Annotated in this window: 18 protein-coding genes; 13 read left to right on the top strand and 5 right to left on the bottom strand. The window is 70.2% G+C overall.

Annotation, left to right across the window (positions count from 1 at the left end):
- The first annotated feature begins 28 nt into the window (after window positions 1-28).
- The gene (locus tag AB0O76_RS23485) at window positions 29-1,453 is read left to right on the top strand and encodes a sugar porter family MFS transporter (RefSeq protein ID WP_365494562.1); all 1,425 of its coding nucleotides are present in this window, start codon (window positions 29-31) and stop codon (window positions 1,451-1,453) included.
- A gap of 44 nt (window positions 1,454-1,497) precedes the next feature.
- Here AB0O76_RS23485 and AB0O76_RS23480 read toward each other — a convergent pair whose 3' ends face one another.
- Complete coding sequence (locus tag AB0O76_RS23480) at window positions 1,498-2,478, bottom strand: LLM class flavin-dependent oxidoreductase (RefSeq protein WP_365494559.1); 981 nt, start codon at window positions 2,476-2,478, stop codon at window positions 1,498-1,500.
- A gap of 90 nt (window positions 2,479-2,568) precedes the next feature.
- Window positions 2,569-4,011, bottom strand: coding sequence for a cytosine permease (locus AB0O76_RS23475; protein ID WP_365494557.1), 1,443 nt, complete (start codon window positions 4,009-4,011; stop codon window positions 2,569-2,571).
- Window positions 4,012-4,208: 197 nt separating this feature from the next.
- Here AB0O76_RS23475 and ftsY point away from each other — a divergent pair, with 197 nt between their 5' ends.
- The gene (ftsY, locus tag AB0O76_RS23470; protein WP_365494554.1) at window positions 4,209-5,429 is read left to right on the top strand and encodes a signal recognition particle-docking protein FtsY; all 1,221 of its coding nucleotides are present in this window, start codon (window positions 4,209-4,211) and stop codon (window positions 5,427-5,429) included.
- A gap of 156 nt (window positions 5,430-5,585) precedes the next feature.
- On the opposite strand, the gene AB0O76_RS23465 is transcribed toward ftsY, so the two are convergent.
- A complete protein-coding gene (locus AB0O76_RS23465) occupies window positions 5,586-6,248 on the bottom strand; it encodes a bifunctional DNA primase/polymerase (RefSeq protein WP_365494551.1) in 663 nt (220 codons plus the stop codon).
- Between the two features lie 418 nt (window positions 6,249-6,666).
- Between AB0O76_RS23465 and AB0O76_RS23460 the strand changes: the two genes are divergently transcribed.
- The 6 genes from AB0O76_RS23460 (at window position 6,667) to ftsH (ending at window position 16,546) form a co-directional block, all read left to right on the top strand.
- The gene (locus tag AB0O76_RS23460) at window positions 6,667-8,142 is read left to right on the top strand and encodes a hypothetical protein (RefSeq protein ID WP_365494548.1); all 1,476 of its coding nucleotides are present in this window, start codon (window positions 6,667-6,669) and stop codon (window positions 8,140-8,142) included.
- A 298-nt stretch (window positions 8,143-8,440) separates the two neighbouring features.
- Window positions 8,441-9,799, top strand: a complete 1,359-nt coding sequence (locus AB0O76_RS23455) for an ammonium transporter (RefSeq protein ID WP_365494546.1) — start codon at window positions 8,441-8,443, stop codon at window positions 9,797-9,799.
- The gene (locus AB0O76_RS23450) at window positions 9,796-10,134 is read left to right on the top strand and encodes a P-II family nitrogen regulator (RefSeq protein ID WP_135333252.1); all 339 of its coding nucleotides are present in this window, start codon (window positions 9,796-9,798) and stop codon (window positions 10,132-10,134) included. Before AB0O76_RS23455 ends, AB0O76_RS23450 begins: the two co-directional genes overlap by 4 nt.
- Before the next feature lie 51 nt (window positions 10,135-10,185).
- Window positions 10,186-12,663, top strand: coding sequence for a [protein-PII] uridylyltransferase (locus AB0O76_RS23445; RefSeq protein WP_365494541.1), 2,478 nt, complete (start codon window positions 10,186-10,188; stop codon window positions 12,661-12,663).
- A 285-nt stretch (window positions 12,664-12,948) separates the two neighbouring features.
- Window positions 12,949-14,502: a signal recognition particle protein gene (gene ffh, locus AB0O76_RS23440; RefSeq protein ID WP_365494538.1), complete on the top strand. Its 1,554-nt coding sequence runs from the start codon at window positions 12,949-12,951 to the stop codon at window positions 14,500-14,502.
- Window positions 14,503-14,608: 106 nt separating this feature from the next.
- Window positions 14,609-16,546 carry an ATP-dependent zinc metalloprotease FtsH gene (gene ftsH, locus AB0O76_RS23435; RefSeq protein ID WP_365494535.1) on the top strand — a complete coding sequence of 646 codons (1,938 nt, stop codon included), beginning with the start codon at window positions 14,609-14,611 and terminating at the stop codon, window positions 16,544-16,546.
- Here ftsH and AB0O76_RS23430 read toward each other — a convergent pair.
- The gene (locus tag AB0O76_RS23430) at window positions 16,543-17,166 is read right to left on the bottom strand and encodes a maleylpyruvate isomerase family mycothiol-dependent enzyme (protein ID WP_365494532.1); all 624 of its coding nucleotides are present in this window, start codon (window positions 17,164-17,166) and stop codon (window positions 16,543-16,545) included. The genes ftsH and AB0O76_RS23430 overlap by 4 nt on opposite strands.
- Window positions 17,167-17,236: 70 nt before the next feature.
- Between AB0O76_RS23430 and AB0O76_RS23425 the strand changes: the two genes are divergently transcribed.
- A complete protein-coding gene (locus tag AB0O76_RS23425) occupies window positions 17,237-18,139 on the top strand; it encodes a LysR family transcriptional regulator (RefSeq protein WP_365494529.1) in 903 nt (300 codons plus the stop codon).
- Here the strand turns inward: AB0O76_RS23425 and AB0O76_RS23420 are convergent.
- Window positions 18,136-18,942 carry an SAM-dependent methyltransferase gene (locus AB0O76_RS23420; protein WP_365494526.1) on the bottom strand — a complete coding sequence of 269 codons (807 nt, stop codon included), beginning with the start codon at window positions 18,940-18,942 and terminating at the stop codon, window positions 18,136-18,138. The genes AB0O76_RS23425 and AB0O76_RS23420 overlap by 4 nt on opposite strands.
- Before the next feature lie 272 nt (window positions 18,943-19,214).
- Between AB0O76_RS23420 and proS the strand changes: the two genes are divergently transcribed.
- The 4 genes from proS to AB0O76_RS23400 all read left to right on the top strand — a co-directional run bounded on the left by proS (window position 19,215) and on the right by AB0O76_RS23400 (window position 22,347).
- Entirely contained in the window at window positions 19,215-20,630 is a 1,416-nt protein-coding gene (gene proS / locus AB0O76_RS23415) for a proline--tRNA ligase (protein ID WP_365494523.1), read from the top strand.
- 239 nt (window positions 20,631-20,869) lie between these two features.
- Window positions 20,870-21,466 carry a hypothetical protein gene (locus AB0O76_RS23410; protein ID WP_365494520.1) on the top strand — a complete coding sequence of 199 codons (597 nt, stop codon included), beginning with the start codon at window positions 20,870-20,872 and terminating at the stop codon, window positions 21,464-21,466.
- Between the two features lie 198 nt (window positions 21,467-21,664).
- Complete coding sequence (gene rpsP, locus AB0O76_RS23405; RefSeq protein ID WP_365494517.1) at window positions 21,665-22,105, top strand: 30S ribosomal protein S16; 441 nt, start codon at window positions 21,665-21,667, stop codon at window positions 22,103-22,105.
- Between the two features lie 2 nt (window positions 22,106-22,107).
- Window positions 22,108-22,347 (top strand): RNA-binding protein, encoded by a 240-nt coding sequence (locus AB0O76_RS23400; RefSeq protein ID WP_030361979.1) that lies wholly within the window; start codon window positions 22,108-22,110, stop codon window positions 22,345-22,347.
- Window positions 22,348-22,439 lie beyond the last annotated feature (92 nt).

Raw genomic sequence — 22,439 nt, 5'->3', positions numbered from 1 at the left:
AGTGCAGCCGGTGGCACGAGGAGTCCATGTGACCAGCACAACGAAGGCGCCGCAGCCCGAAGGCAGAGAGGCCAAGCCGGATCATCTCGGCCACGTCATCTTCATCACGGCGGCAGCCGCGATGGGTGGCTTCCTCTTCGGCTACGACAGCTCGGTGATCAACGGCGCGACCGTCGCCATCCAGGACCGCTTCGACGTCGACGCCAACACGCTCGGCTGGATCATCGCCACCGCGCTGCTCGGCTGTGCCGTCGGTGCCGCGGTCGCCGGGCGCATCGCCGACCGCATCGGCCGCATCCGCTGCATGCAGATCGCCGCCGTCCTCTTCGCGGCGAGCGCCGTCGGTTCCGCCCTGCCGTTCGCGGCCTGGGACCTGACGATGTGGCGCTTCATCGGCGGTATCGGCATCGGCATGGCCTCCGTCATCGGCCCGGCCTACATCGCCGAGGTCGCACCGCCCGCGTACCGCGGCCGCCTCGCCTCCTTCCAGCAGGCCGCGATCGTCATCGGCATCGCCGTCTCCCAGCTGGTCAACTACGGCATCCTGAGGCTGGCGGACGACGACCAGCGCGGCCGGCTGATGGGCCTCGAGGCCTGGCAGCTGATGCTCGGCATCATGGTCATCCCGGCCGTCCTCTACGGCCTGCTCTCCTTCGTCATCCCCGAGTCGCCGCGCTTCCTGGTCGAGGTCGGCCGTGAGGCCGAGGCCAAGAAGGTGCTCGGCGAGGTCGAGGGCCACAAGATCGACCTGGACGCGCGCGTCCTCGAGATCAAGGAGGGCATGCGCCGGGAGCACAAGCCCTCGTTCAAGGACCTGCTCGGCAAGGTCGGGTTCCTGCCGATCGTCTGGATCGGCATCGGCCTCTCGGTGTTCCAGCAGCTCGTCGGCATCAACGTGATCTTCTACTACTCGAACCAGCTGTGGCAGTCGATCGGGCATGACCCGAGCAGCTCGTTCCTGTACTCGTTCGAGACGTCGATCGTGAACATCGTCGGTACGGTCATCGCGATGATCTTCGTCGACCGGATCGGCCGCAAGCCGCTTGCCCTGATCGGGTCCGCCGGTATGGCTCTCGCGCTCTTCACCATGGCGTGGGCCTTCTCGTACCGGACCGGTTCCGGTGACACCGTCTCGCTGCCGGACGCGCAGGGTCTGACCGCGATCATCGCCGCCAACCTCTTCGTGCTCTTCTTCGCCCTCTCCTGGGGCGTGGTGGTCTGGGTGCTGCTTGGTGAGATCTTCCCGAACCGGATCCGTGCCGCCGCACTCGGTGTCGCCGCATCCGCACAGTGGCTCGCCAACTTCGCGATCACCAAGACGTTCCCGAGCATGTCCGAGTGGAGCCTGACCGGCTCGTACGTCATCTACGGCGCCTTCGCGGCGCTCTCGATCCCCTTCGTCATGAAGTTCGTCAAGGAGACGAAGGGCAAGACCCTGGAGGAGATGGGCTAATCCCCGCTGCCCCTCCTCTGAGGAAGCTGCCCCGGTTCAAGGACCTATTCCTTGAGCCGGGGCAGTACGTTTTCGCAGAAGTGGTGCAGGCTGCGCCATCCCTCGTCGACCGGCATCCCGCCGGAGAGCGGATGCAGTACGAGATGGGCGGCGCCGCCCTGCACGTACGCCACGCACTCGTCGGGCGTGAGGACGCGGTAGACGCCCTCGGCGCGCAGCTCCTCGACCGTGGTGGCGGCGGACTTCACGGCCGAGCGGATGTCCTTGGACTGCCAGGAGGCGTAGGTGCGGGCCTCGTGCAGGAAGTGCTCGCCATGCTCGGCCCAGGTGCGGTCGGGGTCGTCGGCGATGTGCAGGAGCGGGGTCTCGGCGGCGGGCATCATCGTCCAGCCCTCGGTGCCGTACTCCGCGAGGCGTTCGTTGTAGTACGCCTCAAGGTCCGGCAGATGGGCGCTCGGGAAGAACGGCAGGCCGAGCCGGGCCGCGCGCCTGGCCGCCGCCTGCGAGGAGCCGCCGACCAGGAGCATCGGGTGGGGCTGCGTGTGCGGACGCGGGGTGACGCGCACGGTGCGGCCGCGAAACTCGAAGGGCTCGCCCGTCCACGCCTGCAACAGCGTCTCGAGCAGCTCGTCCTGGAGCTTGCCGCGCCGCTTCCATTCGACGCCGAACGCCGCGTACTCCTCGGGCCGGTAGCCGATCCCCGCCACCGTCACCAGGCGGCCGCCGCTCAGCAGATCGAGTACGGCGATGTCCTCGGCGAGGCGCAGCGGATCGTGCAGCGGGCCGATGATCGCGGAGACGGTGACCGCGATGCGGCGGGTCGCGCCGAACACCGCGCCTGCGAACGTGAACGGCGAGGGCAGCCAGTTGTTGGCGACGCCGTGGTGCTCCTCGGTCTGCACGGTGGAGATGCCCCGGTCATCCGCGTACGCGGCCATCTCCAGGGCGGCTTTGTAGCGTTCGCTCAGCGAGCCGGGTGTGGCCGCGGGATCGACGAGGTTGAAACGGACGACTGTGACGGGCATACGGAACGTCCCCCTTCACCATGGGCGGCGAAGGGGGACGGTAGTTGACGTGGTGTCAGATGAACAGTGTCCGGCGGGAGTTGCTCCGGATCAGGCGGTGACCAGCTCGGTGTCGTCGCCCTTGCCGCCGGAGGTCTCGACGGCCGGGGTGCGCGGAAGGACCGCGTACAGGACGGCCGCGATGATGATCGTGGCCAGCCAGCCCAGGCCGTTGCGGCCGACCCAGGAGGTGGCGAGCGGGCCGCTGAACCAGTCGACCTTCGTGAAGAGCAGGCCCATCACCAGGGCGATCGCCCACGCGGTCATGGCCTGCCAGGCGAAGCCGGCCTTGTACCAGTAGGCGCTGGTGCGCTTGGTGTCCATCAGCGCCTCGCCGTCGTACGTCGTGCGGCGCAGCATGTCGATGCCGAAGACGCCGATCCAGGCGGAGAACGCGACCGCGAGCAGCGTGAGGAAGGAGATGAACGAGCCCATGAAGCTGCTGGCCACGTTCATCAGCAGGTAGCCGAAGATCAGGCTGATGATGGCGTTGATGCTCACGGCCCAGGTGCGCGGGACCTTGATGCCGAGGGTCATGGCGGTGAAGCCCGCGGAGTACATCGACATCGAGTTGATGAGCAGCATGCCGATCAGGGCCATCACCAGGTACGGCACCGCGATCCACGTCGGGAGCAGCTCGCCGAGGAAGGAGACCGGGTCGGCGGCCGACGACAGGGACGGTGTGCTGACCGCCATGACGGCGCCCATCAGGACCATCGGTACGACGACGATGCCGGCGCCACCGATCGCGTTGCCGACGAGTGCCTTGTTGGAGGCCGTGCGCGGCAGGTAGCGGGTGAAGTCCGGTCCGGTGGGGACCCAGCTGATGCCACCGGCGGCGATCACGCCGACGCCCGCGACCATCGCAGCGGTGGAGCCCGCCGACTCGGAGAAGACGTCCGACCACGGGGTGTTGGCGATGAGGTAGATCAGTACGAGGACGCTGAACGCGCCGAAGAGGTACGTCGCCCAGGTGTTGCAGATGTGCAGCACCTTGCGGCCGAGGCCACTGATGACGAACGTACCGGCGACGAAAGCGATCAGCGTGACGACCGTCAGCCAGGTGCTGGACTTCACGCCGAAGCAGATGTCCAGGACGACGATGATCGCGTACGCGCCCGTGACCGCGTTGATCGTCTCCCAGCCCCAGCGGGCGATCCAGATCAGGGAGCCCGGGAAGAGGTTGCCGCGCTGGCCGAAGACCGCGCGCGAGAGCGTCATGCCCGGGGAGCCGCCGCGCTTGCCCGCGATGGAGATCAGCCCGACCATGCCGTAGCTGAGAACGGGGGACACGAGGGCGACGACCAGGGCCTGCCAGAAGTTGAGGCCATTGGTCACGATGAGGCCCGCGCCCATGGTGAGCAGCAGGACGCTGATGTTGGCCGCGACCCAGGTGGGGAACAGCTCGCGGGTGCGGCCCGTGCGCTCGGAGTCGGGGACGGGCTCGAGGCCGCGTGTCTCCAGGGCGCCTTCGTTTTCGGCGGTGGTGCTCATGGGGGTGGTTCCGTGCCTCTCGCTCGGATCGCAACGCTGCGAGCCGTCCGTGGGGGTGATCGCAAGGACTCTACGCGCGTTGATACGGAGAGCTCCATCGTACTTTAGTCCGAGTAGTGCCCTCTATGAGCTTATGTTCTTTGGAGGAAGCTACAGCCTGGGCCCCTGTTGCCCCCATGGCTGATACTGGGTGAGTTATGGAAATCGTCATCCTTGCTGTAGTCATCGCCGTGGTCGTGATCGGCGCGCTCGGCGGGCTCGTGATCGGCAGCCGCAAGAAGAAGCAGCTGCCGCCGCAGGCCCCGTCGACCACGCCCACCATCACCGCCCCTCCCGCCGAACCGCAGGTTGGCGACGAGGCCGAGCCGCCGCGCGACGAACCGCGCCGCACGATCGAGGAGGTGGAACTCCCGGGCGCCGGAGCCGAGGCGCCGGTGATCACCGAGGAGGCCCCCGAGGCCGCCCCGGAGATCGAGACCCCGGAGCCCACCGCAGGTCGCCTGGTCCGCCTGCGCACCAGGCTCTCCCGCTCGCAGAACGCGCTCGGCAAGGGGCTGCTCACGCTCCTCTCCCGCGACAACCTGGACGAGGAGACCTGGGAGGAGATCGAGGACACGCTCCTCACCGCCGACGTCGGCGTCGCCCCCACCCAGGAACTGGTCGAGCGGCTCCGCGAGCGCGTCCGCGTGCTCGGCACCCGCACCCCGGACGAGCTCCGCGCTCTGCTGCGCGAGGAACTCATCGCACTGCTCGGAACGGGTGAAGGCACCGACTTCGACCGCGCCGTGAAGACCGAGTCGGGCCTGGAGACACCGGGCATCGTGATGGTCGTCGGCGTGAACGGCACCGGCAAGACCACCACGACCGGCAAGCTCGCCCGCGTCCTCGTCGCCGACGGCCGCTCGGTCGTCCTCGGCGCGGCGGACACCTTCCGCGCGGCCGCCGCCGACCAGCTGCAGACCTGGGGCGAGCGCGTCGGCGCCCGCACCGTGCGCGGTCCCGAGGGCGGCGACCCCGCGTCGATCGCCTTCGACGCGGTCAAGGAGGGCATCGCGGAGGGCGCCGATGTCGTCCTCATCGACACCGCGGGCCGGCTGCACACCAAGACCGGCCTGATGGACGAGCTCGGCAAGGTCAAGCGCGTCGTCGAGAAGCACGCGCCGCTGGACGAGGTCCTGCTCGTCCTGGACGCCACGACCGGGCAGAACGGCCTGGTGCAGGCGCGGGTCTTCGCCGAGGTCGTCGACATCACCGGCATCGTCCTGACGAAGCTGGATGGCACCGCCAAGGGCGGAATCGTTGTTGCCGTTCAGCGGGAGCTTGGGGTGCCGGTGAAGTTGGTGGGGCTTGGTGAGGGTGCGGACGATCTGGCGCCGTTTGAGCCTGAGGCTTTTGTGGATGCGTTGATCGGCGAGTAGGCGCTCCGCTGGTTGGGCGGTCTACTGCCTGCGGGTGAGTGGGGGCTGGTCGCGCAGTTCCCCGCGCCCCTTACGGGGCGCCTGCGAACCGCCCGTGAAGAAATGCCCCACCCCAGGGTGCAGCCGGGGTGGGGCACTTCCGTGTGCGGGCGGTGACTACGCCGGCGAGCGATGGGCCACGTACGCCAAGGTCCCGAGGACCAGCCGTGCCTGCGGCGGATGCGTTGCCGAGTCCAGGTCCGGCGCGCGCAGCCAGCGGACCGGGCCGAGGCCCGCGTGGTCGGACGGCGGGGCCGTGATGTGGCTGCCGGGGCCCCGGCCGTGCAGGTCGATGTCGGTGTCGTCCCAGCCCATGCGGTAGAGCAGCTGGGGGAGTTCGGCGGCGGCGCCGGGGGCCACGAAGAAGTGCGCGCGGCCGTCCGGGGTCGCCGACACCGGGCCGAGCGGGAGGCCCATGCGCTCCAGGCGGACCAGGGCCCGGCGGCCCGCGGTCTCGGCCACCTCGATCACGTCGAAGGCGCGCCCCACAGGCAGCAGCACGGCGGCGCCGGGGAACTGTGCCCAGGCTTCCGTGACTTCGTCGAGCCGCGCCCCGGCGGGGACCTCGGGCGCGAAGTCCAGGGGGTGGGCGCCGGGCGACGGGCAGTCGGCCGCGCCGCAGGAGCAGCGGCCGTCCAGTGCGCGCGCTCCGGGGACCGCCGCCCATCCCCAGAGTCCGGTGTACTCGGCCACCGCGGTGCAGTCCGACGCGCGGCCGCGCCGCCGTGAACCGGTGCGGGGTTCTCTGGTCCCCCGGATGCCGCCGATCGTGAAGCCCATGCCCCCTCCAACGGGTCGAGCGCAGCGCGGTTACGTGACGGAATCGGATCGTGACCCTCTGTTTTCGGGTGGCACCCGATGGTCAAGGGGTGGTGCGCTCTGTCATTCGCGCCCCTAAGTGCTCCGTTCCGCCCACTGTCGGTCGTCCACTGTCAAGTCAATCGCTTGTAGCGGGCGGGGAGTTCATTCGAAGGGGTGGCGAATGGTGGCGTTTCCGCGATCGCCCTCGCCGGAGGGGTGATCGTAGGATTACTTTCAGTACACAAGCCCTGAGGCTCATGCACTCGTGGGTATGCCGGAGGCAAGTCGGTTTCCTGTTCGATGGGTGACGTTCTCCGGACGGAGGGCCGCATCGCGCGGCATTCTGGTAGGGCTTGGCGTGGACCGTGCAAGTGTCTTGAGGAATGGGGGCGTTCCAGTGGCCGGCAATGGCGGAAGTGGTGCGAACGCTGAGAAGCGCCCAAACGAACTGCTCAACTCCTGGTTCGTGCGCAGCGGCTGGTCGAAGGGCGAGCTCGCGCGCCAAGTGAACCGCAGGGCGCGGCAGTTGGGCGCGCATCACATCTCCACCGACACCTCACGCGTACGCCGCTGGCTGGACGGCGAGAATCCCCGCGAGCCCATTCCCCGCATCCTCTCCGAGCTGTTCTCCGAGCGGTTCGGCTGTGTGGTGGCGGTCGAGGACCTCGGTCTGCGGGCCGCGCACCAGTCGCCCTCCGTGTCCGGCGTCGACCTGCCCTGGACAGGACCCCAGACCGTCGCGCTGATCAGTGAGTTCTCGCGCAGCGACCTGATGCTGGCCCGGCGCGGCTTCCTCGGCACCTCGCTCGCGCTCTCCGCGGGCCCCGCCCTCATCGAGCCCATGCAGCGCTGGCTGGTCCCCGGGCCGACCGCGCCGTCCGGCGACCCCGAGCCGGCCGCGCCGACGCGCAGGCCGGGGCGTCTCTCGAAACCGGAGCTCGATCTGCTTGAGTCCACGACGGTGATGTTCCGCCAGTGGGACGCCCAGTGCGGGGGAGGGCTCCGGCGCAAGGCCGTCGTCGGCCAACTGCACGAGGTGACGGACCTGTTGCAGGAGCCTCAGCCCGATGCCACCGCCAAGCGGCTCTTCAAGGTCGCCGGCGAGCTGGCCGAACTCGCCGGGTGGATGAGCTACGACGTGGGGCTTCAGCCCACCGCCCAGAAGTACTTCGTCCTGGCGCTGCACGCCGCCAAGGAAGCGGGCGAGAAGCCCCTCGGTTCGTACATCCTCTCCAGCATGAGCCGCCAGATGATCCACCTCGGCAGGCCCGACGACGCGCTCGAACTCATCCACCTCGCGCAGTACGGCAGCCGCGACTGCGCGAGCCCGCGCACCCAGGCCATGCTGTATGCGATGGAGGCCCGCGCCTACGCCAGCATGGGCCAGCCCGGCAAGTGCAAGCGGGCCGTGCGGATGGCCGAGGACACCTTCGCCGACGCCGAGGAGTTCGACGAGCCCGAGGCGGACTGGATCCGCTTCTTCTCCGAGGCCGAGCTGAACGGCGAGAACGCCCACTCGTTCCGTGACCTGGCCTATGTCGCGGGCCGCAGCCCCACCTACGCCTCGCTCGCCGAGCCCGTCATGGAGCGTGCCGTCGACCTCTTCGGCAAGGACGCCGAGCACCAGCGTTCGTACGCCCTGAACCTGATCGGCATGGCCACGGTCCACCTGCTCCAGCGCGAGCCCGAGCAGAGCACGGAGCTTGCGGGGCAGGCCCTGGACATCGCCAAGAAGGTCCGCTCCGAGCGGGTCAACACCCGCCTTCGCAAGACTGTGGACACCGCCGTGCGGGACTTCGGGGACGTCGCCGAGGTCGTCCGCCTGACCGAGCGGCTCGCCGTGGACATGCCGGAAACCGCGGAGGCGGTCTGACGGCGCCCGCAAGGCTCCGGCCGCGGCAGGACCATCCCGAACAGCCCGACTCGGCTCCCCCACGCCAGGTCAATCGGATGGCCGTCGCGGCCGGTTCTGTGTGTTGTCGCAGGGTATGAGTCCGCGCCCCGCGCCACCCGGCAGTTCATGGACGCGTAACACGCACGACCTCTTCGTCACCGGTGCGAAACATCGAGGGGCGCCCCACGAAACGGCGCTGCGCCAATCTCGTGGCGCATAACGGCCCACCCCGTACCGCCCTCCCGCACGGGCCGCATACGACGACGAGGAGACGCCGATGCCCCCAGGCATCACGATCGCCGCAGACGAGCTGTCTGCCGCCAACACCGGGTTCATGCTCATCTGTTCCGCCCTGGTGATGCTCATGACACCAGGACTCGCCTTCTTCTACGGAGGCATGGTCCGCGTCAAGAGCACCCTGAACATGCTGATGATGAGCTTCATCAGCCTGGGGATCGTCACCATCCTCTGGGTGCTGTACGGCTTCTCCATCGCGTTCGGCACCGACCACGGCAGCCTCTTCGGCTGGTCGTCCGACTACGTCGGACTGAGCGGCATAGGGCTCAACGAGCTGTGGGACGGCTACACCATCCCCGTGTTCGTCTTCGCGGTCTTCCAGCTGATGTTCGCGATCATCACGCCCGCGCTGATCAGCGGTGCGCTCGCGGACCGCGTGAAGTTCACCGCCTGGGCGCTGTTCGTCGCGCTGTGGGCCACCGTCGTCTACTTCCCGGTCGCGCACTGGGTGTGGGGCACCGGCGGCTGGGCCTTCGAGCTCGGCGTCATCGACTTCGCCGGCGGTACGGCCGTGCACATCAACGCCGGTGCCGCTGCGCTCGGCGTGATCCTCGTCATCGGCAAGCGCGTCGGCTTCAAGAAGGACCCGATGCGGCCGCACAGCCTGCCGCTCGTCATGCTCGGCGCCGGTCTGCTGTGGTTCGGGTGGTTCGGCTTCAACGCCGGATCGTGGCTGGGCAACGACGACGGCGTCGGCGCGATGATGTTCCTGAACACGCAGGTCGCCACCGCCGCGGCCATGCTGGCCTGGCTCGCCTACGAGAAGATCCGGCACGGCGCGTTCACTACGCTGGGCGCGGCATCGGGTGCCGTCGCCGGTCTCGTCGCCATCACCCCGTCCGGCGGCTCCTGCTCGCCGCTCGGCGCGATCGCCATCGGCGCCATCGCCGGTCTGCTCTGCGCCATGGCCGTCGGCCTGAAGTTCAAGTTCGGCTACGACGACTCCCTCGACGTCGTCGGTGTCCACCTCGTCGGTGGTATCGCGGGCTCGCTCCTGGTCGGCTTCTTCGCCACCGGCGGCGTCCAGTCCGACGCCAAGGGCCTCTTCTACGGCGGCGGCCTCGAACAACTGGGCAAGCAGGCCGCGGGTGTCGGCGCCGTCCTCGCGTACTCCCTGATCGCCTCCGCGATCCTCGCCTTCCTGGTCGACAAGACCATCGGGATGCGGGTCAGCGAGGACGAGGAAGTCTCCGGCATCGACCAGGTGCAGCACGCCGAGACCGCGTACGACTTCAGCGGCGCGGGCGGCGGCACCGCCACCCGCAGCGCAGCTGCGCAGGCCCCGGTCCAGGAGGCCGCGAAGGCTGCGACCGACAAGAACAAGAGGGTGGACGCATGAAGCTCATCACCGCGGTCGTCAAGCCGCACCGGCTCGACGAGATCAAGGAAGCCCTCCAGGCCTTCGGAGTCCAGGGTCTGACCGTCACCGAGGCCAGCGGTTACGGCCGCCAGCGCGGTCACACCGAGGTCTACCGCGGCGCGGAGTACACCGTCGATCTCGTACCGAAGATCCGGATCGAGGTCCTCGTGGAGGACGACGACGCCGAACAGCTCGTGGATGTCGTGGTGAAGGCCGCCCGAACCGGCAAGATCGGGGACGGCAAGGTCTGGAGCATCCCGGTCGAGACGGCCGTCCGGGTGCGGACCGGCGAGCGCGGACCCGACGCGCTGTGACGCAAACCGGCCGACTGAGCGGAACTGAGCGGGACTGACAGGAGCTGCTGGGTGACGAGTGTGGACGTACGAACCGAATCGGATTCGGAAGACTCCGGCCCCAGCGGCTACGCGGCGGCCCGGCTGCGCCTCCTCCAAGGAGAGGCGCAGTCCGGGCCGCCGCGCCGTTCGGCCCTCGCCGACCTCACCGACGACTGGCTGACCGGGCTCTTCACGGCCGCGGGCGCGCCGAAGGGGACGTCCCTGGTCGCCGTGGGGGGCTACGGCCGTGGCGAGCTCTCGCCGCGCAGCGATCTCGATCTGCTGCTCCTGCACGACGGCAGCGCGGACGCCGGCGAGGTGGCGTCCCTCGCGGACCGCATCTGGTACCCCGTCTGGGACCTCGGGCTCGCGCTCGATCACTCCGTGCGTACGCCGGTGGAGGCGCGCAAGACCGCAGGCGAGGATCTGAAGGTGCAGCTGGGGCTGCTCGACGCGCGGCACATCGCGGGTGACCTGGGTCTGACGGCCGGCCTTCGCACGGCCGTGCTCGCCGACTGGCGCAACCTCGCGCCCAAGCGGCTGCCGGAGCTGCGCGAGCTGTGCGAGGAACGGGCCGAGCGGCAGGGGGAGTTGAGCTATCTCCTGGAGCCGGACCTGAAGGAGGCCAGGGGTGGCCTGCGCGACGCGACCGCGCTGCGGGCCGTCGCCGCGTCGTGGCTTGCGGACGCACCTCGGGAAGGTCTTGCCGATGCGCGGCGGCGGTTGCTCGACGTGCGGGACGCGCTGCATCTGACCACGGGGCGGGCCACGGACCGGCTCGCCCTGCAGGAACAGGACCAAGTCGCCGCGGAATTGGGCCTGTTGGACGCCGACACCTTGCTGCGGCAGGTGTACGAGGCCGCGCGCACCGTTTCGTACGCCAGTGACGTGACGTGGCGCGAGGTGGGCAGGGTGCTGCGGTCCCGGTCCGTGCGGCCCCGGCTGCGGGCCATGCTCGGGGGCGGCAAGGGGGCGGCGGTGGCCGAGCGGTCGCCGCTGGCCGAGGGGGTCGTCGAGCAGGACGGGGAAGTGGTCCTCGCGCGGGCGGCCCGGCCCGAGCGCGACCCGGTGCTTCCGCTGCGGGCGGCGGCGGCCGCGGCCCAGGCCGGGCTGCCGTTGTCGCTGCACGCGGTGCGCCGGATGGCCGCCGCGGTGCGGCCGCTGCCCACGCCGTGGCCCGCCGAGGCGCGGGAGCAGCTGGTGACGCTCCTCGGCGCGGGGCGGCCGACCGTCGAGGTATGGGAGGCGCTGGAGGCCGAAGGGCTGATCACGCGGCTGCTTCCGGACTGGGAGCGGGTGCGGTGCAGGCCTCAGCGGAACGCCGTGCACACCTGGACCGTCGACCGGCATCTGGTGGAGACCGCCGTGCGGGCCGCCGATCTGACGCGGCGGGTGGGGCGGCCCGACCTGCTCCTTGTCGCGGGGCTTCTGCACGACATCGGCAAGGGGTGGCCGGGGGACCACTCGGTGGCCGGGGAGATCATCGCCCGGGATGTCGCCGCCCGGATCGGGTTCGACCGGGCGGATGTGGCGGTGCTCGCGACGCTGGTGCGGCATCACCTGCTGCTTGTCGAGACGGCCACGCGGCGTGACCTCGATGATCCGGCGACCGTGCGTTCGGTGGCCGATGCGGTGGGGTCGGCGGGGACGCTGGAGCTGCTGCACGCGCTGACCGAGGCGGACGCGCTGGCCACGGGGCCCGCAGCCTGGTCGGCGTGGCGGGGGTCGCTCGTCGCGGACCTGGTGAAGCGGGTCGCGGGGGTCCTTTCGGGGGACGAGCCCGCGGGGTCGTCGGCCGAGGACGCGGCGCCCACGGCCGAGCAGGAGCGGCTTGCGGTGGAGGCGTTCCGTACGGGTGGGCCGGTGCTCGCGCTGCGGGCGCAGACGGAAGGGGCCGCGGGGGAGGCGGGTCCTACGGAGGACCCTGAACCCCTGGGCGTGGAGCTGGTCATCGCGGTGCCGGAACAGGCCGGGGTGCTCTCGGCGGTCGCGGGCGTCCTAGCGATGCACCGGCTCGCGGTGCGCACGGCGGAGTTCCGGGAGGTGGGGCTGCCCACCGGCGACGACTCCGTCCTCCTCCTGAACTGGCGGGTGGCGACGGAGTACGGATCCCTGCCGCAGGCCGCGCGACTGCGGGCGGATCTGGTGCGGGCGCTCGACGGTTCCCTCGACATCGCGGGCCGCCTCGCGGAGCGGGACGCGGCGTACCCGCGCCGCCGGGGGACGGTGGCCCCGCCGCCCCGGGTGACGGTGGCCCCGGCGGCCTCCCGTCTTGCCACGGTCATCGAGGTACGGGCCCAGGACGCCCCGGGCCTCCTGCACCGCATCGGCCGCGCCCTGGAATCGGCGGGGGTCGTGGTCCGCAGCGCCCACGTTTCCACCCTGGGCGCGAACGCGGTGGACGCGTTCTACGTCACCGGCGGCGAGGGGGAGCGGACGCGGGCGCCGCTGACGGGGGAGCGGGCGGCGGGGGTGGCCCGAGCGGTGGAGGAGGCGTTGCGGGGGTAGGGGGCGCCGGGGCCACCTCATGCGGCGGCCCCCTTCCACTTGCCCCGGCGACGGCCCCCCGCTGCGGGGTAATCGGGCGGGTGGGCGGGAAAGGCCTGTTCGTCCGGGAGTCACGGCCCGCGGCCGCCGTCCGGCGCAAAGCCCCCGCCGCGGGCATGCGCGTACCCTCCCGGCGCCCGGAATAGGGGCAAAAGCGTAGACCTGCATGCACGCAGCAGCGCCCGGCGCCCAGCAGATACCCTGGAGGGCGACCTGTCCCCTTCGACCCGAGGATTCGCGACCGCCGTGTTCGATACTCTCTCCGACCGCCTCGCAGCGACATTCAAGAACCTCCGGGGCAAGGGCCGCCTGTCCGAGGCGGACATCGACGCCACGGCCCGCGAGATCCGCATCGCCCTGCTCGAGGCGGATGTCGCGCTGCCCGTCGTCCGTGCCTTCATCAAGCAGGTCAAGGAGCGCGCCGCCGGAACCGAGGTCTCCCAGGCGCTCAACCCCGCCCAGCAGGTCATCAAGATCGTCAATGAGGAGCTCATTGGCATCCTGGGTGGCGAGACGCGACGCCTGCGGTTCGCCAAGAACCCGCCCACGGTGATCATGCTCGCGGGTCTGCAGGGTGCCGGTAAGACCACCCTCGCCGGAAAGCTCGGCCTCTGGCTGAAGAGCCAGGGCCACGCGCCGCTGCTCGTGGCGTGTGACCTCCAGCGCCCGAACGCCGTGAACCAGCTCTCCGTGGTCGCCGAGCGCGCCGGCGTCGGCGTCTACGCGCCTCAGCCGGGCAACGGCGTGGGCGACCCGGTGCAGGTCGCCAAGGACTCCGTGGAGTTCGCCAGGTCCAAGCAGTTCGACGTGGTCATCGTCGACACCGCGGGACGCCTCGGCATCGACCAGGAGCTGATGGAGCAGGCCGCGGACATCCGCGACGCCGTCAGCCCCGACGAGGTCCTCTTCGTCGTCGACGCGATGATCGGCCAGGACGCCGTCAACACGGCGGAGGCCTTCCGCGACGGCGTCGGCTTCGACGGTGTCGTGCTCTCGAAGCTCGACGGTGACGCCCGTGGTGGTGCCGCGCTGTCGATCGCGCAGGTCACGGGTCGCCAGATCATGTTCGCCTCGAACGGCGAGAAGCTGGACGACTTCGACGCGTTCCACCCGGACCGCATGGCGTCCCGCATCCTCGGCATGGGCGACATGCTCACGCTCATCGAGAAGGCCGAGCAGACCTTCTCGCAGCAAGAGGCCGAGAAGATGGCCTCCAAGCTGGCGAGCAGCAAGGGCAAGGACTTCACGCTCGACGACTTCCTGGCCCAGATGGAGCAGGTCAGGAAGATGGGCAGCATCAGCAAGCTGCTCGGCATGATGCCCGGCATGGGGCAGATCAAGGACCAGATCAACAATCTGGATGAGCGGGACGTCGACCGGACCGCCGCGATCATCAAGTCCATGACGCCCGCCGAGCGGCAGGACGCGACGATCATCAACGGCTCGCGTCGGGCCCGTATCGCCAAGGGTTCCGGCGTCGAGGTCAGCGCCGTCAAGAACCTGGTCGAGCGGTTCTTCGAGGCGCGCAAGATGATGTCGCGGATGGCCCAGGGCGGCGGAATGCCGGGCATGCCAGGGATGCCGGGCATGGGTGGCGGCGCCGGCAAGCAGAAGAAGAAGCAGAAGCAGGCCAAGGGCAAGCAGCGCTCCGGCAACCCGATGAAGCGCAAGCAGCAGGAGCTGGAGGACGCGGCCCGCCGCGAGCAGGCGGCTCAGGAGGGCGGCGCCTTCGGTCTCCCCGCGGGACAGCAGGGCAAGGACTTCGAGCTTCCGGACGAGTTCAAGAAGTTCATGGGCTGACGCCTCGTATGTCGTACGCCGCCTGAGGCGCCCCTCTTCGGAGAGGGGCGCCTCAGGCGTTTTCGGAGCGGGTGCCCGGCCCCTGTTTGTGTCGTAACGTCCGGATATGAGCAACCCTGTGCCGCCGCGCCGGGCGCCCGACAAGCCTTGGCGCTCCGAGGGCGCGCCCCCGCCCGAGCCCAAGCCGCCGCCCAAGAAGAAGATGCCGGGCGGGTGGGGCGGGCTCATCCTCACCGCGCTCATCGTCTATCTCATCGCCAACCTCGTCCTCTCCTTCTTCAACGAGGGCGACGAGCCGACGATCTCGTACACGGAGTTCAGCAAGCAGGTCGACTCCGGGAACGTCACAAAGATCTACGCCAAGGGCGATGCGATCCAGGGTCAGCTCAAGAAGGAGCAGGAGAAGCCGGGCGACGAGAAGGGGAAGTACACCAAATTCACCACCCAGCGGCCCGCCTTCGCCGACGACAAGCTCTGGGACGAGCTGACCGAGCACGACGTCACCGTCACCGCCGAGCCCGTCGTCCAGGAGCGCAGCTTCCTTTCGAACCTGCTCATCTCGCTCGCACCGATGCTGCTGCTCGTCGTCCTGTGGATCTTCATCGCGCGGCGCATGCGCTCGGGCATGGGCGGCGCGGGCGGCATGCTCGGGCGGAAGGCGCCGCCGAAGCCTGTGGAGCTCGAGGCCGGCGAGAAGCGCACCACCTTCGACGACGTGGCGGGCATCGACGAGGTCGAGGGCGAGCTCAGCGATGTCGTCGACTTCCTGAAGAACCCCGAGGCCTATCGCACCATGGGCGCGAAGATGCCGCGCGGCGTGCTGCTCGCGGGTCTTCCGGGCACGGGCAAGACGCTCCTCGCGCGGGCCGTGGCCGGTGAGGCAGGGGTGCCCTTCTTCTCGGCGTCCGCCTCGGAGTTCATCGAGATGATCGTGGGCGTCGGCGCATCGCGCGTACGCGAACTCTTCGCCGAGGCCCGGAAGGTAGCGCCGTCCATCATCTTCATCGACGAGATCGACACCATCGGGCGGGCGCGCGGCGGCGGCAGCGGCATGGGCGGTCACGACGAGCGCGAGCAGACGCTGAACCAGATCCTCACCGAGATGGATGGTTTCTCGGGCTCCGAGGGCGTGATCGTCCTCGCGGCCACCAACCGTGCCGACATCCTCGACCCCGCCCTGACCCGGCCGGGCCGCTTCGACCGGGTCGTCACGGTCAGCCCGCCCGACCGCGGCGGCCGCGAGGCCATCCTCAAGATCCACACCCGTGACATCCCGCTGGCGGACGACGCCGACCTCGCTCAAGTCGCCCGTACGACACCGGGGATGACCGGTGCGGAGCTCGCCAACCTCGCCAACGAAGCCGCCCTGCTCGCCGTCAAGCGCAAGCAGAAGAAGGTCACCAATGCCGACCTCTCCGAGGCCTTGGAGAAGGTGCAGCTGGGCGCCGAGCGGCCGCTGGTCATGCCCGACGAGGAGCGGCGGCGCACGGCGTTCCACGAGAGCGGCCACGCGCTCCTCGGCATGCTGCAGCCGGGCGCCGACCCGGTACGGAAGATCACGATCGTGCCCCGGGGACGCGCCCTCGGCGTCACCCTGTCGACCCCGGACGCCGACAAGTACGCGTACACGGAGAAGTATCTGCGCGGCCGCATCGTGGGTGCGCTGGGCGGCATGGCGGCCGAGTACGTCGTCTTCGGTGTCATCACGACGGGCGCCGAGAGCGACCTCGAACAGGTCACCAACATCGCCCGCGGCATGGTCGCCCGCTGGGGCATGAGCGAGCGCGTGGGGCGTCTTTCGGCCCTGCCGAACGACAGCCAGCAGCCCTACGGACTCGCGGCGGCCCCGGGCACCCTCGACGTGATCGACCACGAGATGCGCCGCATCGTCGACGAGTGCTACGAGAGCGCGTGCCGCCAACTCCGGGACCACCGCGACCAATTGGACGCCCTGGCCGAGGCACTGCTCGCGAACGAGACCCTGGAGGAGGCGGCCGCCTACCGGGTCGCCGGCATCACACGGCTCACCAAGGACGCCGACTAGGCCTGCTCGGTGGCGAAGCGGGACTCGAGCTCTCCCCGGAGATGGCCCGGGGGGAGCTTCCTGCCGTACAGGACCAGCAGAAGGTCCTGCGCGGCGCCGGTCAGCGGAGTGCCGCTGCCGTAGCTCCAGTCGAGGTCGTCGGCGCGCAGTTCGACCCCTCCGACGTCCGCCCCGAAGAACTTGGTGCTCTTGGGCGTGACCTTCTTAAGAAGGATGCGTACGCGGTCCAGGGGCACCCTGCGGTCGAGCCCCAGGGCGACCGAGATGTCGAGGCCGTGGACCACGTCGTGCCCCAGAGCCCCCTCGATCCCGGCGGTGGGCGGCTGCCAGGGGTGCTCCGCGTTGTCCCTGAGGAACGCGGCGAGCTGCCGGGTGGAGAAGGCGGCGGCGTCCTTGCGGGCGCAGCGGTCGGTCATCTGGTGCAGGCTGCCGCGCGCCTTGACGAGCTCGGCCAGGGTCCTGGGGAGCGAGTACCGGAAACCCAGCGACATGTGCGCCGCGACCTCCCGCACCCGCCACCCCGCGCACAGGGTCGGCGCGTCCCAGCGCGGTGACGGCAGGTCGTCGAGCAGGTCGGCGAGGTCTCGGCGTTCGGCGGCGATGGCGGTTCTGATGTCCACGCCTCCAGGGTCGCGAGCGTTCCGCCAGAAGTCCAAGAGCTGGATCTTCTCGCGGCTAGCATGCTCAGTTATGGAACTCCGGCAGCTGCAGTACTTCGTGGCCGTGGTCGAGGAGGCCAACTTCACCCGCGCCGCGGCCCGTCTGCATCTGGCCCAGCCGGGGGTGAGCGCCCAGATCCGGCAACTGGAGCGAGAGCTCGGGCAGCCCCTCCTGGACCGCTCGGGACGTGCGGTGACCCTCACGGAGGTGGGGGCGGCCGTTCTGCCCTTCGCGCGGGCCGCGCTCGCCGCCGCCGAGGGGATGCGGCACACCGCGGACGCGTTCACCGGACTGCTGCGCGGCCAGGTCACGGTCGGCCTCGTGTCCGGCGCGGCCACCCACGAGTTCGACGTGGTCTCCGTGCTCGCCGACTTCCACGATGCCCACCCGGATGTCGAGATCGCCCTCACCGAGGACACCTCGGACCGGATGCTCGCCGCGCTGCGCCGCGGGGAACTCGACATCGCCCTGCTCGGCCTGGCGGACGAGGAGCCGCCGCCGGGTGTCTCCCTCCGGCTCGTGATCGACGAACCCCTGGTCGCCGTCGTGCTCCCGGGCGACCCGCTGCTCACCCCCGAGGGCCGTACGACTGTTCCGCTGGCGGAGCTCCGGGACAGGCCGCTGATCAGTCTGCCGCGGGGCACCGGCCTTCGCGGGGTGCTCGACCGCGCCTGCGCGCAGGCCGGCGTGCGGCCCCGCATCGCCTTCGAGGCGGCGGCGCCGCAGGTGCTCGTACAACTCGTCGTCCGCGGTCTTGGCGTGGCCGTGCTCCCGGCGCTGGAGCCCCGTACGGCAGCCGCGTACGGGCTGCGTACCCTGGAGATCACGGAGCCGCGGCCGCGTGGCCGGATCGCGCTCGCCTGGCGCACGGACGGACCGGCGGGCCCTGCGGCCAGGGTCCTCCTCGAGCGGCTCCAGGACGCTCTGGGCTAGGGCGTACGCGCGATCAGGTACCGGAACACATTGGGCATCCACACCGTCCCGTCCCGCCGCTGATGCGGATGCAGCGCCTCCGTCACTTCCTTCTCGACCTGCGCCTGATCGGTCGCGCCCACCGCCGCGTCGAACAGGCCCGTCGACAGCAGGCCGCGGACCGCGCTCTCGGTGTCCGCGTACCCGAAGGGGCACGCGACACGGCCCGAACCATCCGGCCTGAGCCCGGCCCGCTGGGCCACCTCCTCCAGGTCGTCCCGGAGCGCGGGGCGCCAACTCCCCGTACTACGGAGAGGGTCGGCGAGCTTGGTCGCCACCTTCAGTACCGAAGAGGTCGTGCAGCGCTCCGGCGGACCCCAGCCGGCCAGCACCACGGGCGTGCCGTGCCCGGCGAGCGGCGCGGCGGCCTCCAGGAGGGCGGAGAGGCCCTCGGAGTCGCCCGCCATACAGCCGATCGGCTGGAACGCGGTCACCAGGTTGTACGCGGGCACGTCAGGCCCCGACACGTCGGCGGGGCCGCCCTCGACGAGGCGGGTGTCGCCCTGCGGGCGTGTGCCCAAGGCCGCGTCGGGCAGCAGGCGTTCGCGCGCGAGGGCGAGCCGCTCGGGCGCGGACGGGTCGACCCCGGTGACGGCCGCGCCGCGTGAGGCGGCCATCAGGAGGGCGAGTCCGGAGCCGCAGCCGAGGCCGAGGAGCCGGGTTTCGCCGCCCACTTCGAGTCGTTCGTACACCGCTTCATAGAGCGGAACCAGCATCCGTTCCTGGATCTCCGCCCAGTCACGCGCGCGTGCGCACCGGTCCACGCGGGGGGTCGTGCTCGCGCGGGGACGGCGCGGCTGCGCGAGTGTAGGTGTCATCGAAAGCGCCCCAATCCGCCGAGAGTTACTGGAGTGTCGTATTCCAACGGTTCGTCCGCCCCCGTGCAGTGCGCTCGCACTCCCCCCGTATGCCAGAGAACTCCGCATCCGTCGTTGCGTCCAGGGGTTGTGTGGCAATGCTTGCGTGCCACCGTCGTGCGCCCCCTGGAGCCGTAAATTCCGCGCCCTCCGGGAGGCTCCGCCGTACCATGCGCGCCATGGCCAAAGCACCCGTTCTCACGCCCCGGGCGGAAGACTTTCCGCGCTGGTACCAGGATCTGATCAACAAGGCCGAGCTGGCCGACAACGGGCCGGTGCGCGGCACCATGGTGATCCGACCGTACGGCTACGGCCTGTGGGAGCGCATGCAGCAGGACATGGACGCCCGCATCAAGGAGACGGGTACCCAGAACGCGTACTTCCCGCTCTTCATCCCCCAGTCGTACCTGACCCGGGAGGCCCAGCACGTCGAGGGCTTCGCCCCCGAACTGGCCGTCGTCACGCATGGCGGCGGCAAGGAGCTGGAGGAGCCGGTCGTCGTCCGCCCCACCTCCGAGACGATCGTCAACGAGTACTTCTCCAAGTGGGTGCAGAGCTACCGCGACCTGCCGCTCCTGATCAACCAGTGGGCGAACGTGGTCCGTTGGGAGCTGCGGCCCCGGCTCTTCCTGCGCACGTCGGAGTTCCTCTGGCAGGAGGGCCACACCGCCCACGCGACGCAGGAGGAAGCACGCGACTTCGCCGCCCGCATCCACGAGCACGTCTACGGGGACTTCATGCGCGAGGTCCTGGCGATGGACTTCGTCCTGGGCCGCAAGACCGCCCAGGAGCGCTTCGCAGGCGCCATCAACACGCTCACCCTCGAAGGCATGATGGGCGACGGGAAGGCCCTCCAGCTGGGCACGAGCCACGAGCTCGGCCAGAACTTCGCCAAGGCCTTCCACACCCGGTACCTGTCCAAGGAAGGCAAGCAGGAGCTCGTCTGGCAGACCTCCTGGGGCAGTACGACACGGATGGTCGGCGCCCTGGTGATGATGCACGGCGACGACAACGGCCTGCGGGTGCCGCCCCGCCTGGCGCCCGTCCAGGTGGTCGTCCTCGCCATCAAGGGCGACGACGCGGTGCTCGCCAACGTCCGTGAGATCGGCGACCGCCTCAAGGCGGCGGGCATGCGCGTCCAGGTCGACGACCGCACGGACACGCCCTTCGGGCGCCGCGCCGTCGACTGGGAGCTCAAGGGGGTGCCGGTCCGCGTCGAGGTCGGCCCGCGCGACCTGGAGAACGGCACGGCGATGGTGGCCCGCCGCATCGCCGGCGGCAAGGAACCGGTCGCGATCGACGCCCTGACCGCGCTGCTGCCCACCGTCCTCGAAGAGGACCAGAAGCTGCTCCTGGCCCAGGCCCGTGAGCGCCGCGAGTCCCGCACCTCGGACGTCACCACCGTCGACCAGGCCGTGGAGGCCGCTGCCGCCGGAGGCTGGGCCCGCATCCCGTGGGCCGCGCTCGGTCCGCAGGGCGAGGCCGAACTCGCCGAGCACTCCGTCTCCGTACGGTGTCTGGTCGCGGAGGACGGGGCGGTGCCGGACGCCGATGACGCGCCCGGTAACGTCGCTGTCGTGGCCCGCGCCTACTGAGCGCACGCTTCCGGCTCGTACGCCCCCAGGGGCGACAACAGCCCCGGCGTGCGGATCTGTTCTACGCGCCGGGGCGTACGCGCTACTACGTACCAGCTTGTTGTGAGCTGCGAGGCTTCTCCGCAGATCAGCGCACCCGCCCTCGTCCGGACGCATCAATGGCAACTGACGGGTACGTGCAAAATATTTGGGATGCCCCGGAATGGAACCCCTGGGCACCCCGGCTCGTTGTTCACGACGTGAGCACGACACCACCTGTTCTCGCCGCAGAGCTGGCACAGGCGTGGGCCGACATTCAGCGGCACCACCCCGAGCTGCCAGATCTTGCCGCGCCCGAATCCCTGATCGGAGAATCGTCGTCCGCCTGCGGCGCCGAGCTCTCCTTCGAGCGACTGCTCCATGAGGCAGTCCATGGCATCGCCGCGTCACGCGGCGTACGCGACACCTCACGTGCGGGCCGCTATCACAACCGCAGATTCCTCGCGGTCGCCGAGGAGCTGGGCCTCGACCATCCCGAGGAGCCGCACCCGAGCAGCGGCTTCTCGCTGGTCACGCTCAACCCCGAGGCGCGCAAGCGCTACCGCCCGACGATCGAGCGCCTGCAGCGTGCCCTCAAGGCGCACACCGCGGCGACGGCCGCCGACACGGCGCGCAGCTTCCGCGGCCCGGCCGCCCGGCACGGCTCCTCCGGAGGCGGAGTCCGCGTCAAGGCGGTCTGCGACTGCGGGCGCAACGTGCGCGTGGTCCCGTCGGTGCTCGCCCAGGCGCCCATCGTCTGCGGCGGCTGCGGCAAGCCCTTCCGCATCCCGGAAGTGGTCGGCGCCGCCGCCGGCTGACGCGACTGAGCTGGACCGGGACGGCCGACCAGGTTCGGTCGCCCCGGAGGCGTATGGCACAATGGCTAGCTGTACTCGACAGCCGCATAGGAACCCTCTCGCCTCCGGCTGACGCGTCCATCGGGCACCCCGAGTACCGCAACCCCACGTGGCATCTCGTTGTGCCCAACCACGTCAAGACCAGGAGACACCACTCCAGTGGCAGTCAAGATCAAGCTGAAGCGTCTGGGCAAGATCCGTTCGCCTCACTACCGCATCGTCGTCGCCGACTCCCGTACCCGCCGTGACGGCCGGGCCATCGAGGAGATCGGCCTGTACCACCCGGTGCAGAACCCCTCGCGCATCGAGGTCGACTCGGAGCGCGCGCAGTACTGGCTCTCCGTCGGCGCTCAGCCGACCGAGCCGGTCATGGCGATCCTGAAGCTCACCGGTGACTGGCAGAAGCACAAGGGCCTGCCGGCCCCGGCGCCGCTGCTCGTCGCCGAGCCCAAGGACAAGCGCGCCGCGTTCGAGGCCTTCACCAAGGGCCTCGAGGGCGACGACGCCAAGGGTGAGGCCATCACCCAGAAGGCCAAGAAGGCTGACAAGAAGGCGGACGAGGCCGAGAAGGCCACGTCCACCGAGTCGACCGAGGCCTGAGCATGCTCGAGGAGGCTCTCGAGCACCTCGTGAAGGGCATCGTCGACAACCCCGACGACGTGCAGGTCGCCTCGCGCAACCTGCGCCGTGGGCGCGTTCTGGAGGTCCGGGTGCACCCCGATGACCTCGGCAAGGTGATCGGCCGCAACGGCCGCACCGCGCGGGCTCTGCGGACCGTCGTGGGCGCCATCGGCGGCCGCGGTGTCCGCGTCGACCTCGTCGACGTGGACCAGGTTCACTGAACCGCACGCAGCACCGGCACGGGCCGGGGAGGGCTTCTGGGCCTTCCCCGGCCCGTAGTCGTTTGTAGCCGCCGACGGAGGAACGCCGTGGG

The sequence above is a fragment of the Streptomyces sp. NPDC086554 genome (assembly GCF_040686095.1).
Classification (GTDB): Bacteria; Actinomycetota; Actinomycetes; order Streptomycetales; family Streptomycetaceae; genus Streptomyces.
Note: the sequence above shows the minus strand (reverse complement) of the source record. Positions and strands in the feature narration are given on the sequence as shown.